Consider the following 12,537-nt stretch of genomic DNA (forward strand, 5'->3'; position numbering starts at 1 on the left):
ATAGGCCCGCTTGTTTTATTTGCCAAGGCGCAGACAATTCTTTCACTTGTCATTAAAACTCTCCTTTGGTACAGTAATGAAGTATAAATTAAGAGGAGGACATACATACATGAAACAAATGGACGCTAATGAAATTATTTCATTTATTCAAAATAGTACAAAATCAACACCTGTTAAAGTCTACATTAAAGGGGACTTAGAAGGTATTGAATTTGGTGAACATGCAAAAACATTTATCACAGGTAATACTGGTGTTGTCTTCGGTGAGTGGAGCGAAATTCAAGAAGCTCTAGCATCAAACAAAGACAAAATTGAAGATGTTGTCGTGGAAAATGACCGTCGTAACTCTGCGATTCCTATGTTGGATTTGAAAAACATCAAAGCACGTATTGAGCCAGGTGCAATCATTCGTGATCAAGTGGAAATTGGCGATAATGCAGTCATCATGATGGGTGCTTCTATTAATATCGGTTCAGTCATCGGTGAAGGTACGATGATTGATATGAACGTTGTTCTTGGCGGCCGTGCGACAGTAGGTAAGAACTGTCATATCGGTGCGGGATCTGTTCTTGCAGGTGTTATTGAGCCGCCTTCTGCTAAGCCAGTTGTAGTAGAAGATGATGTTGTCATCGGTGCAAACGCTGTTGTTTTAGAAGGTGTGACAATTGGGAAAGGTGCAGTTGTAGCAGCTGGAGCGATCGTTGTGAACGATGTCGAGCCTTACACGGTTGTAGCAGGTACACCTGCAAAGAAAATCAAAGACATTGATGAAAAAACAAAAGGTAAAACTGAAATCAAACAAGAACTGCGTCAGCTTTAATTGACACAATTCTCAGCTGAAGACATAGACGTGGATGATATATCCACGTCTTATTCGTATAGAGGAAAGGAAGCGAGTTCACTTGTTAAATCGTGAGCAATTAATATCCATTCGAAGAGATTTGCACCAAATTCCTGAGCTTGGTTTTAAGGAATTTAAAACACAAGCTTACCTCATCAAGCATCTCGAATCGTACCCAACAGATCGAATCGAGATGGAAACATGGCGGACTGGACTTTTTGTGAAAGTAAAAGGGACAAATCCTACGCGCGTCTTTGCGTATCGTGCAGATATGGACGGATTATCTATCCCTGAAGAAACGGGCTACCCATTTCAATCGGTACATGAGGGCAACATGCATGCATGTGGACATGATCTTCATATGACCATTGCTCTTGGTATCATTGATCATTTCGTGCATCAGCCAATCAAAGAAGATCTGCTATTTATTTTCCAACCGGCAGAAGAAGGGCCAGGCGGAGCTGAACCAATGCTTGCAAGTGATGTTCTAAAAAAGTGGACGCCAGACTTTATTACAGCGCTGCATATTGCACCTGAATATCCAGTCGGCACGATTGCAACAAAGCCGGGCCTATTATTTGCTAATACGAGTGAGCTTGTGATCGATCTTGAAGGAAAAGGCGGGCATGCCGCATACCCTCATTTAGCAAATGATATGGTAGTGGCTGCAAGTGCATTAGTAGGGCAGCTGCAATCGGTGATTTCACGTAATGTGGACCCTCTTGATAGTGCCGTCATTACAGTTGGGACGATTACAGGTGGCACTGCTCAAAATATCATTGCGCAGCACGCAAAGCTGGATGGAACCATTCGCACGCTCTCGCCAGAGTCTATGGAAAAGGTGAGAAAACGAATTGAAGCACTGGCAAAGGGAATTGAAATTGGCTACGAATGCAAGGCGACAGTTCGATACCCTTCATCTTATTACGAAGTGGACAATTCAAAGGATTTGACAGAGGAATTTATGTCATATGTAGCCGAAGAAGGGCTTGCGAATGTCATTGAATGCAGAGAAGCGATGACAGGAGAAGATTTCGGCTACATGCTAAAAAAATACCCTGGGTTCATGTTTTGGTTAGGGGTAGATTCAGAATATGGTCTGCACCACGCCAAGCTGACTCCTGACGAAAATGCGATTGAAACAGCTGTGAACGTCATGACGGCTTATTTTAAAAAGCAAGCAGGTGAATGAATAATCAAATGGTCTCCTGTACACCTTATGAACAGGAGGTGTTCTTGATTATGACAAGAATTGGTGTAGAACAATCTTTATCCGATGTAGAAGAGCTTTTGAAGCAAAAAGGGTATGATGTCGTACGTATTCAAAATGAACAGCAAATGGATCAGTGTGACTGCTATGTGGTTACAGGGTTAGATTCAAATGTTCTTGGCATTTCAGACACAACGACAAAGGCATCTGTCATTACAGCGTCAGGTATGACGGCTGATGAAATTTGTCAAGAAGTAGAACAGCGTGTTCAATAAAACAAACAAAAGAACCAGGATTTTATGATCCTGGTTCTTTTTGCTCTTTTTCTAGATCAAGTGCTTCTTTCATTTTTTTGCGCAGAATTCGTTCGACACGCCACTGCTCCATCGTTTCAGTTTTTGCAATGATACGAAGGACGAGGGATGAGGAGCCAAATGATTCCACTCCAACGACTTGAGGACCTTCGATGATTTGCGGCATGCTCTCACGAACTTCATCACAGGCTGCTTGCAAAGTGGTGATCATCTGATCCACATTTTCATCTGGGGATAATTCGATATCAACGAGTGCCTGCATCGTCCCTCGTGAATGATTGCTTACATTAAGTATACTTCGGTTCGGAATGAAATGAAGAGTGCCGTCAAAGCTTCTAAGCTGTGTTGTTCTCAGTCCAATTTGTTCAACGATTCCATCGAAACCAGCAACCGTTATATACTCGCCGACATCAAATTGTTTTTCCAGCAGTATGAAGAAGCCTGTCACAATATCACTCACTAATCCCTGAGCGCCAAATCCAATGGCAAGTCCTACAACACCTGCCCCAGCCAGCAAGGCGGTTGGGTTATAATGAAATAAGTCGAGGATCATCACAACTAGAATAAAAATCAGCAAGTAGGCGAAAATATTTAAGGTAAGACTTTGCAGCGTCTGAGCTCGTGATAAAGAGACATCATGCTTTTCAGAGAATGCTGAATAGGCACGCTTAATCATCTTGTTTCCAATCGCTCTAATGATAAAATAAATCACAAAAATAGCGATTAGTTTTAACAAAATTATACTGCTGTTCATGATGATGGAAACCCAATCTACTTGTTCAAGTGCTTTCATGATCTTCAAAACCTTTCTATGTATGTGCGAAATGAGAAGCTAATCATTTGTTCCCTTATGCAAGTCATGTTAAACTTTTAATAGTTGGAGCGAGAGATTGTGACAAATCGTTAATTAAATTTATTATTAATTAATATTGACTAAAAATCGCTTAAGTATTATAATTATATTTGTGAAGTTATTAACTAAATGAGAATTTAACCTATTGATTCTCATTTTATATACAGCTAAGAAGTCTGTATAAAGATATTATTTTTGGAGGGATTTACATATGGCAGAGCGTTTTGTAGGAAAACAAGCTCCACGTTTTGAAATGGAAGCAGTACTTGCTAATAAGGAATTTGGTAAAGTGAGTTTAGAGGAAAACATCAAGAATGACAAATGGACAGTTCTTTTCTTCTATCCAATGGATTTCACTTTTGTTTGTCCAACTGAAATTACAGCAATGAGCGATCGTTATGATGAGTTTGAAGATTTAGATGCAGAAATCATCGGTGTATCTACTGATACAATCCATACGCATCTTGCTTGGATCAACACAGATCGTAAAGACAATGGTCTTGGAGAATTAAAATACCCACTAGCTGCTGACACAAACCACACAGTATCTAGAGAATACGGTGTTTTAATTGAAGAAGAAGGAATTGCACTTCGTGGTCTATTCATCATTAACCCAGAAGGCGAACTTCAATATCAAACAGTATTCCACAACAATATCGGTCGTGATGTAGATGAGACACTACGTGTTCTTCAAGCATTACAAACTGGTGGACTTTGCCCAGCGAACTGGAAGCCTGGTCAAAAAACACTTTAATTGATAGTTGAAGAAACAGTCTAACTGATGTTAGACCTTCAGATTGTTGACAAAGGGCTAAAATGTTGTTTATTTTAGTCCTTTGTCTTCTTTTCAGCGTGATAGAAAACCTTTGCAGTCTAGGAAGGACAAGTACGGGCGCGGAGCGAATGTGACATTCGTGAGCACCAGCACGCAGGACTGACAAAGAATGCGAGGGTTTGTCTACACGCTGGGGTCTAACTGATGTTAGACCTTTTTGTTTCGAGACATACAATGGATGGAGGCGCTTCAAAATGAAATTACGTCAACCAATGCCAGAACTAACTGGTGCAAAAGAATGGTTAAATGGAGAAGTAACAAGAGAAGAATTAATCGGTGATAAACCAACATTGATCCACTTCTGGTCAGTTAGCTGTCACCTTTGTAAAGAGGCGATGCCGCAAGTGAACCAATTCCGTGATGAATACAAGGATCAACTAAACGTGATCGCAGTTCATATGCCACGTTCAGAGGATGACCTAGATCTAGAAAAAATCAAAGAGGTTGCAAATGAGCATGAAATCACACAGCCAATCTTTGTAGACAGCGACCATAAATTAACAGAAGCATTTGAGAACGAATATGTACCAGCTTACTATGTATTCGATAAAACAGGTGCTTTACGCCACTTCCAAGCTGGCGGAAGCGGTATGAAAATGCTTGAAAAACGTGTCAATCGTGTTCTTTCTGAGTCTGAAAAGGCTGCAGAATAGGCTTTCCCCCCCATGAATGGGGGTTTTTTCATGGGGAAAAATAGGAGACATATTGCACTGGATGAATATGATTGTAGGTGGAATGCCTAAGAAAAGAGAAAATGAGGGATTGCATTAAAAAAATTTCCTGAAACAAAAAGGTATTATGGCCTATTTACATTTTTATTTTGAAATGAAAATGTAAAGATTTTAACTTTTTACTATTCAGAACGTTTTTGCACAAAAGAAATTTCAGTTTGGTAAATAACTATATAAATCAAGTAGTATAAGCATTTATTCAAAATTTTTACAATATTTTAAAGGTGGTCAAAAGCCTATAGTGGCAATGAAATGGGTGCCGATTTTTCTTCTTTGGCAAAATTTTAGTTGGAAATACCTATCTGATAGCAAACTGTAAAATGATAAAAAAATAGTTGATAAAATTAGTTTTCTAATCTAATATTTACTATAGAATATTTTTTATATGATGAGGGGGAAATCCATTGTTTAATGAGAGGGAAGCGTTACGTTTACGATTGGAACAATTAAACGAAGCAGAAGTAAAGGTCATCCGTGAATATCAAATTGAACGAGATGCGATTTACGCAAAACTAAGAGAATTAGACCGTCAAGGTACAGGTCTCGTCACAGATACAAAAAAAGAAGTGCGTACAGAGAGAAAAACGGATTCATTGCCTGTATTAGCTGAGCTGGCTGCACAAGAAATGAGAAGCTACAATCAGCCTGCGCAAACGCAGTCAAACGTTACATCATCTTTAGGAACAGGTCAGCTAAATGGTGCACCTGTAGGTATTCCTGAAGGATCTACAAGACGCAGAAGAGGCACAGCTAGACCTGGATCAAAGGCAGCTAAGCTTCGTGAAGCTGCAATCAAAACATTAAAGCGTCATAATGCGGCAATTAAAAGCTCTGAGCTTCAAAAAGAGATTGAAAAAGAAAGCGGTCTTGAAATTCCAAATATGACAACGTTTATGCAAAGCTTAATTAAAATGTACCCAGAAGTGAAGAAACCTTATCGCGGACAGTATATTTTAGAAGGCGACATTCAAACAGAAGACGAATAAATAAAAAAGAAACTGCTGGGCGTAAATGCCAGCAGTTTTTTCTTGCGTACGTGATGAACTGATCACTTTTTTTGATCAACTGTATAGACAATCTTTCGTTCTTTGGGCATGTTGTCGCGCTGTTTTTTAAATCCATCGATCTTCACTGTCATGACCTCTCCACTCCGCTGCACCGCATCAACTTTTGCCTGGAGCGTTTCTACTTGTTCGTTTAGTTTCTTCAAAATCGGTCCTATTTCTTCGGTTGTTTGCAAAATAGGCTCTTGTGAGAACGGCTCGGCATTTGTTTGGGCTGACTGGTCGATATCAGCAAAATGAGAAGCGATCCATTCCTCGCTTTCGGCTAACTGTTTTTGGTAGCTCGTGAGCGTTTCATAAAAAATGGCTTCTTTTGCTTTTTCGATTTGCAGTAATTTTTCTTGTGTTTCATAAAAACGCTCTTGTAGATGCCGCACGCCTTCTTGTAATAAAAGAAGCTCTGCGTTTTTATCGCCTAGAGTTTGCTGCAGTTTTTCAATCACAACGGATAAAGTATTTCCTTTTTTCTCCTCTTTTGCAAGCTGTTTATCTTGATCTAGTAATCGCTCCTGTAGTTGCTGAGACATTTCCTTATATTTTACAACCTTCAAATGCAATCGGTGCTTTTCCTCTGTTTCTTTTCGTCTATGATAGGTTTCCTTTTGCAGTATTTCATGAAGAAGGACGATTTTATGTAATAATTCCGATTTGCTATAAGAGAGATCCTGTATTTTAGATGATGCTTCGTCTTGGTCAATGGTCATTTCATCCAATTGCTGTTTTAATTGAGTGAAATCCTTTTTCATCTCATGATATTCTTGAGATAGCTTCTTGTTTTTAGCATACGTATATGTGGACTGTAAATCTGAAATCATCTGTTGATATTTGGCCGTTTCAGCTTTTAAAAATAGATTTTCTTGAGACAGATCATGGAATAGGGGAGAAGCATGGCGCCGGTTCATAGGTAGACCCTCCTTATTCATGTTATCAATAAAGTATGCGAAATGAGTGCGATTAGAACAACCATATCAAAGGGGATGAGATGATGAGAATAGTGAATGTGATACTAGCCGGAGGTGCTTCTAGGCGTTTTGGAGAGCCAAAGGCAAGTCATGTCTATCAGGGGAAACCACTATATGAACATGTGAAAGAGCAACTTTTGAAAGGGGAAACCATCATCATCAGTCACCCGAAGCTTCTGCCTTTTTTCAAAGCAAGAGGGGAACAAGCTGTTTGGTTAGATGATGAACAGGTGCGTGGGTATGGCCCGCTTGCAGGCATATATACCGCTATGCAAAAGCAAGAAGCAGAGTGGTATTTAGTGACGGCATGTGATATGCCATTCATACGAAAAGAGACAGCCGTCGCTTTATCTTCTTATTGCCATGAGCATGTAGATGCTGTGGTCCCGATGGTGCAGGAAAGATTACAGCCGTTATTTGCGCTTTATCACCGCCGCAGTCTTCCGTTTATTTATGCGTGCTTAAAAGAGAATCAATTAGCTATTAAAGACTTATTACAAAAACTTCACGTCCAGGTTGTTCCAGCCGACGAACTGAACGTGGCACCAAATGAATTTCACAATATCAATAAAAGAAGCGATTTACCTGAAAACGGTATGATATGATACATAAAAACGAGGAGGAGAGAACAATATTGAACGAGCGATATTCAAGGCAAATCTTGTTCCCTCCGGTAGGGGAAAAAGGGCAGTCTGCGCTTGCCGAAAGTCATGTCCTTATTGTTGGAGCTGGTGCACTTGGAACAGCGTCTGCTGAAGGGCTTGTCCGTTCAGGAATTGGTACTTTGACGATTGTAGATCGTGATTATGTCGAATTCTCAAATTTACAGCGGCAGCAGCTGTACACTGAACACGATGCAAAGATGCATGTGCCAAAAGCGGCAGCGGCGAAAAAACGTCTCCAAGAGATCAACCATGAAGTGACCATTCACGCTCTTATTGAAGATGCAGGAGTAGAGCTGTTAAGACCTTTATTCCGAAAGGCAGATATCGTCATTGATGCGACTGATAATTTTGAGACAAGAATGGTGATGAATGACTTATCCTTAGAAACAAATACGCCTTGGATTTACGGTGCCTGTGTGAGCAGTCAGGGAATGTATATGACCATTTTGCCGGGCAAAACACCTTGCTTATCCTGTGTGTTTACCTCAATGCCTGTTGGGGGTTTGACATGTGATACAGCTGGTATTATTTCTCCTGCTGTCCAAATGGTGTCGGCTTATCAGCAAACAGAGGCATTAAAATATTTAACAGGGCATGAAGAGCAAATGGAGCGAAAGTTTGTCACGTTTGATTTGTGGCAGTCGTCTTCGTTTAAAATGGATGTATCTCGTACGAAGCAGGAGAGCTGTCCTTCTTGCGGCACAAATAGAACGTATCCATATTTACAGGAACAGCGCAAAAAAACAGCGGTTCTTTGCGGACGTGACACCGTTCAAATCATATCTAAGGATTTAGAAAACCTTTCATTTCAGCATGTAAAAGAGCGTCTGTCCTCTATTTGTGAGGTGGAAGTGAACGATTTTTTAATTCATATACGCTATGAAAGACACCGTATCGTTTGTTTTAAAGGAGGACGTGTATTAATCCATGGGACAAATGATGAAAAAGTAGCCAATTCATTACTAGCAAGACTGCTAGGCATATAGGAGTGAGAAGTGATGGAAAGACGACAGCCAATTCCAGTAGAAGAGGCAGTAAAGAAAGTCCACCAATTTCAAAAACATGGACAAGTCGAATGGGTTCCTTTAAAGAACAGCCTTGGAAGATGGATTGCAGAGGATATTTTAGCAGATCACGATGTTCCTGCCTTTGATCGTTCTCCGTATGATGGTTTTGCACTTCGAGCAGAAGATACAAAGGATGCATCGAGCGAGCATCCGGTTGAATTTGAGGTCATTGATCATATAGGGGCAGGTATTGTTTCTGCAAAAACGATCGGCCCTTTTCAAGCGATTCGCATCATGACAGGAGCGAAGATTCCAAAAGGAGCAAATGTTGTGATCATGCTCGAATTGACGAAAACGTTTGAAAAAGACGGTAAATCAATGATGTCACTTAAAAGACCTCTGAAAAAGGGTGACAATATTTCTCGCCAAGGAGAAGAGACCCTCAAAGGGAACGTCATGATCAAAAAAGGCTCAAAAGTAACCCCAGGCGTGACGGCGATATTGGCAACGTTCGGGTATGCGGTTGTGCCGGTCGTCAAAAAACCGGTCATCGGTATCATCTCAACAGGCACCGAGCTCCTACAAGTAAGTGATGCCATGGTGGACGGTAAAATTAGAAATAGTAACCTGAGTATGGTCTACGCCCAGGTTCTTGAAGCTGGAGGAGAACCGCTTGATTTAGGCGGTGTATCCGATGATTTTGATCAAAGCTATGAAGCAGTAAAAGCAGCCTTAAGCAAAGTTGATATGCTCATCACAACAGGTGGTGTATCGGTAGGTGATTTTGACTTTTTACCTGCTATTTATGAAAAACTTGGTGCAGATGTGTTGTTTAATAAAGTGGCCATGAGACCTGGAAGTGTGACGACCGTTGCTGCGTTGCCAAATGGTCAAGTGCTTTATGGGCTGTCAGGAAATCCGGCTGCCTGTTTTGTTGGCTTTGAACTATTTGTCAAACCGATCATTTATAAATGGTGTTTGAAAGAAAATCCATTTCCCGTTTTTGCTGAGGCGAAGCTGACACATGATTTTCCAAAAGCCAATCCGTTCACACGATTTGTTAGAGCATCACTTGATTTCGCTGGCAGCCAGCTGAGTGTGACGCCAACAGGTCTTGATAAATCTAGTGCGGTGACATCTATTGCTCATGCTGATTGTTTCATTGTATTGCCCGGAGGAACAAGAGGGTTTAGTGCAGGTGACCAGGTCAGCGTTCTGCTATTTCACCACGAAGGCGGTGCTCCATGTTGGATGACAAATTAAACATTCTACAAGTCGTGGGCTATCAAAATAGTGGTAAAACGACGCTGATCGAAAAATTATGTCAGCTGGCGGATGAAGAAGAAATGCAGCTAGGCTGCTTCAAACATCACGGACATGGCGGAAAGCCAGACCGTCTGTTCAAACAAAAAGATACGGATCGATATGTTCAAGCGGGTGCATTTGCCGCAGGTGTGGAGGGAGAAGGTGAATGTCACTTTTTCATACGGCACATGACATTCGCGCAACTACTCAACATGTGTCAGCATCTTCCTTTAGATGCCGTCTTGATCGAAGGATACAAACAGGCGCCTTACCGCAAAATCCTGTGTGTCAAAGACGAACAGGAACTCATTGATCTTTCAACACTTTCTCATATACAAGCAGCCATTTATTTCAATAAAGAAATACAATTCACTGAGAAATACCCGTTTCCTGTGTTTTCAGCATTTGATAAGCGCGGGATCACATTTGCTTTTAATTTATTGAAGGGGGAAGCCTCGTATGAATGAACTTTTTAAGATCACAAAAGAGCCAATTGATGTGAATGAATTGATTCAGCATGTCACAAGACGCAAAGCGGGAGCCATTACGACATTCATAGGCACGGTAAGAGAATGGACAAATGGCAAAAAAACGCTGCGTTTAACATATGAAGCATACATACCAATGGCGGAAAATATGTTGAGTCAAATTGGACAAGAAATTAAAAAACGCTGGCCCGATACAGAAGCTGCTATTGTGCATCGTATTGGCACTCTTGAGATATGTGACATTGCAGTGGCAATAGCTGTTTCATCACCTCATCGGAAAGCTGCATACGAAGCCAATGAATATGCGATTGAACGAATAAAGGAAATCGTTCCTATTTGGAAAAAGGAATACTGGGAAGATGGAGAGGCTTGGATAGGTGATCAGCTTGAAACCGTTTCATACCCGGAAGGAAAACCTAGTACTCTCCAACTTAACGAGAAAGAAGGGAAGCGGCATGATTAGCGTATTATTGTTCGCCGGCCTTGCTGAGAAGGCCGGTAAACAACAAATCATCATTCAAAAAGATCAAACAACGGTTGATGAGATTAAAATAGAATTACAGGAGGTATATGGAGTTGATACTGCACAAAACGTGATGGTTGCAGTCAACGAAATATATACGAGGGGAAATGCTGAAGTGCGTAGCGGGGACACTGTTGCACTCATTCCTCCTGTAAGTGGTGGATAATAGATATTAGAGGACTTGGTTATGGCCGGCGGCTGTAACCAATTTTTTTATGTGTGAAAAGATTGTAGAGGTACTTGGGTATGATCTTCGTAAATAAAACATCCCCGGCGTGCTTTAGAAATGTGAGGATCGAGCTGTTGAATGAGATCATACAATTCGCTGATTCGTCTCACATTGAAATCTGTTTGAGCTTGAAGCTGTTCTTTTAGTTCTTTTGTGCTCACGATGCTTCCCTTTTTTTCTTTAATAATATCTACACACCTTGCTGCGTAGTATATTTTGTCATTAGAAGGTCTGCTCTCTTTCATATCAAGTAATTTGAGCTCATGATAAATCAGTTCTCTTTCCTTTCGAAAGTATTGCCATGCTTCTTGTTCCTTTTCATAAAGTAAAATCAATTGCATTTTCAATTTTTCTCTTAACATTCACTTGACTCCATTTCCACTATCATTTAACCTACCTCTATTTTACATTATATGAAAAAATAACATTTGATCAAGTAAAATCCTTTTATTTTTATTTTTTTAATATGAAAGTATTGATACTAAAGGCTCATCTGTTCTATAAAAGGCGCTAAACATAGTCCTATAAAGCCGGGATTCATTGAAATTACTAGGAATATTTTAACAAAAAATTGTTGTGTCTAACTGAGACCATCTGAATCCAAAGGAAAAGGATATTTATTCCGAAAGACATGTTGTTTACTTCATAAAATGTTTTTCAGTCAGTAAAATCATGATTTTTTCATATGAATATGGTCGGTCCAAGTATCATTTGAAGGATGTCGTTCATGAAAATAGAATAATAGATTCAATCCTATCACTATGAAAATAAGAAAATCAAATGATCTATCACTTATTGGCAATCTTTTGATAAAATAGAAACAACAAGAGTATGAAAAAACGTTTCCATACTTACAGCACATGGAGAGGATGACATTTGATGAAAGAAACAACGCAAAAACCCACAATTATAGGCGTAAGCACAAGACCATCAGAGCATTTAAAAAGAGTGTGGGAGCAGCCATTCGTTTGGTGGCCTTTATCATGTGTGCTTGTATTAACAGTTGTTGTCACTTATTTGTCTCAGCTAGTGAATGAAGGAATGTGGGCAGATTTAATTTTACCAATCCCTTTCGTTTATGTGATCACGCTCATTGGTTTGGTCATTGGGATTGTCATTAATACTGCCGTATACAAGTTCATCGTCTTTTTAGCAAAAGGTGATGCAACGTTTCAGCAGCTATTTTCAGGTGTGCTTTATATCACACCTATTACGATCATTGGTACGATCATTTCTCATTTAGCGATCATCATTTTTCATGTGCCAAAAGATATCACTATTACCTCATTAAACGCATTCATTCGAATGTCTGGTTCATGGCATGCTGTGTTAGGAAATATTGACCTTTTTGTGATCTGGAATCTTGTTTTAACAGGCTTTTTATTGATCAAGGTCGGCCGCATTTCGCCAAGAATATCTTGGATTATTGTGAGTGTCTTTTATGTATTATCTTTAATTTTTCAATATGTAGGAACTACGATCACCATCAACATGCAGTAAGCTGGGGGTA

Annotated in this window: 16 protein-coding genes; 13 read left to right on the forward strand and 3 right to left on the reverse strand. The window is 40.0% G+C overall.

Features of this window, described 5'->3' with window-relative positions; all coding sequences use genetic code 11:
* Positions 1–109: 109 nt before the first annotated feature.
* Genes dapD through MHH31_RS06855 form a run of 3 tightly spaced genes read left to right on the forward strand, consistent with a single transcriptional unit; the run spans position 110 to position 2,326 of the window.
* Positions 110–820, forward strand: a complete 711-nt coding sequence (dapD, locus tag MHH31_RS06845; protein ID WP_008347987.1) for a 2,3,4,5-tetrahydropyridine-2,6-dicarboxylate N-acetyltransferase — start codon at positions 110–112, stop codon at positions 818–820.
* A gap of 34 nt (positions 821–854) precedes the next feature.
* On the forward strand, positions 855–2,033 hold the full coding sequence (locus MHH31_RS06850; protein WP_144665315.1) for an N-acetyldiaminopimelate deacetylase: 1,179 nt from the start codon (positions 855–857) through the stop codon (positions 2,031–2,033).
* A gap of 50 nt (positions 2,034–2,083) precedes the next feature.
* On the forward strand, positions 2,084–2,326 hold the full coding sequence (locus tag MHH31_RS06855) for a YkuS family protein (protein ID WP_024424725.1): 243 nt from the start codon (positions 2,084–2,086) through the stop codon (positions 2,324–2,326).
* Positions 2,327–2,348: 22 nt separating this feature from the next.
* Here MHH31_RS06855 and MHH31_RS06860 read toward each other — a convergent pair whose 3' ends face one another.
* Entirely contained in the window at positions 2,349–3,158 is an 810-nt protein-coding gene (locus MHH31_RS06860) for a mechanosensitive ion channel family protein (RefSeq protein WP_058337402.1), read from the reverse strand.
* 271 nt (positions 3,159–3,429) lie between these two features.
* Here MHH31_RS06860 and ahpA point away from each other — a divergent pair, with 271 nt between their 5' ends.
* The 3 genes from ahpA to MHH31_RS06875 all read left to right on the forward strand — a co-directional run bounded on the left by ahpA (position 3,430) and on the right by MHH31_RS06875 (position 5,770).
* Entirely contained in the window at positions 3,430–3,972 is a 543-nt protein-coding gene (gene ahpA, locus MHH31_RS06865; RefSeq protein WP_007498654.1) for a biofilm-specific peroxidase AhpA, read from the forward strand.
* Between the two features lie 275 nt (positions 3,973–4,247).
* Positions 4,248–4,706, forward strand: coding sequence for a TlpA disulfide reductase family protein (locus tag MHH31_RS06870; protein ID WP_008345174.1), 459 nt, complete (start codon positions 4,248–4,250; stop codon positions 4,704–4,706).
* Positions 4,707–5,188: 482 nt separating this feature from the next.
* Entirely contained in the window at positions 5,189–5,770 is a 582-nt protein-coding gene (locus MHH31_RS06875) for a hypothetical protein (RefSeq protein WP_007498648.1), read from the forward strand.
* 62 nt (positions 5,771–5,832) lie between these two features.
* Here MHH31_RS06875 and MHH31_RS06880 read toward each other — a convergent pair whose 3' ends face one another.
* A complete protein-coding gene (locus MHH31_RS06880) occupies positions 5,833–6,750 on the reverse strand; it encodes a sigmaE regulated sporulation protein (RefSeq protein WP_342495404.1) in 918 nt (305 codons plus the stop codon).
* An 83-nt stretch (positions 6,751–6,833) separates the two neighbouring features.
* Here MHH31_RS06880 and MHH31_RS06885 point away from each other — a divergent pair, with 83 nt between their 5' ends.
* The 6 genes from MHH31_RS06885 to moaD are packed head-to-tail and all read left to right on the forward strand — an operon-like array spanning position 6,834 to position 10,964.
* Positions 6,834–7,415: a molybdenum cofactor guanylyltransferase gene (locus MHH31_RS06885; RefSeq protein WP_172793300.1), complete on the forward strand. Its 582-nt coding sequence runs from the start codon at positions 6,834–6,836 to the stop codon at positions 7,413–7,415.
* 29 nt (positions 7,416–7,444) lie between these two features.
* Positions 7,445–8,461 (forward strand): thiazole biosynthesis adenylyltransferase ThiF, encoded by a 1,017-nt coding sequence (locus MHH31_RS06890; protein WP_138278466.1) that lies wholly within the window; start codon positions 7,445–7,447, stop codon positions 8,459–8,461.
* A gap of 9 nt (positions 8,462–8,470) precedes the next feature.
* On the forward strand, positions 8,471–9,745 hold the full coding sequence (gene glp / locus MHH31_RS06895) for a gephyrin-like molybdotransferase Glp (RefSeq protein WP_342495405.1): 1,275 nt from the start codon (positions 8,471–8,473) through the stop codon (positions 9,743–9,745).
* Positions 9,727–10,254 carry a molybdopterin-guanine dinucleotide biosynthesis protein B gene (mobB, locus tag MHH31_RS06900; protein WP_024719560.1) on the forward strand — a complete coding sequence of 176 codons (528 nt, stop codon included), beginning with the start codon at positions 9,727–9,729 and terminating at the stop codon, positions 10,252–10,254. Before glp ends, mobB begins: the two co-directional genes overlap by 19 nt.
* Complete coding sequence (locus MHH31_RS06905) at positions 10,247–10,738, forward strand: molybdenum cofactor biosynthesis protein MoaE (RefSeq protein ID WP_008345161.1); 492 nt, start codon at positions 10,247–10,249, stop codon at positions 10,736–10,738. Before mobB ends, MHH31_RS06905 begins: the two co-directional genes overlap by 8 nt.
* The gene (gene moaD / locus MHH31_RS06910; protein ID WP_008345159.1) at positions 10,731–10,964 is read left to right on the forward strand and encodes a molybdopterin converting factor subunit 1; all 234 of its coding nucleotides are present in this window, start codon (positions 10,731–10,733) and stop codon (positions 10,962–10,964) included. Before MHH31_RS06905 ends, moaD begins: the two co-directional genes overlap by 8 nt.
* A gap of 47 nt (positions 10,965–11,011) precedes the next feature.
* Here the strand turns inward: moaD and MHH31_RS06915 are convergent, their stop codons facing one another.
* Positions 11,012–11,389: a hypothetical protein gene (locus MHH31_RS06915; protein WP_008345156.1), complete on the reverse strand. Its 378-nt coding sequence runs from the start codon at positions 11,387–11,389 to the stop codon at positions 11,012–11,014.
* A gap of 517 nt (positions 11,390–11,906) precedes the next feature.
* Here MHH31_RS06915 and MHH31_RS06920 point away from each other — a divergent pair.
* Complete coding sequence (locus MHH31_RS06920; protein ID WP_100324943.1) at positions 11,907–12,527, forward strand: YIP1 family protein; 621 nt, start codon at positions 11,907–11,909, stop codon at positions 12,525–12,527.
* The last annotated feature ends 10 nt before the right edge of the window (positions 12,528–12,537 follow it).

The organism is Bacillus sp. FSL K6-1033 (assembly GCF_038630765.1).
GTDB classification, from domain to species: Bacteria; Bacillota; Bacilli; order Bacillales; family Bacillaceae; genus Bacillus; species Bacillus altitudinis.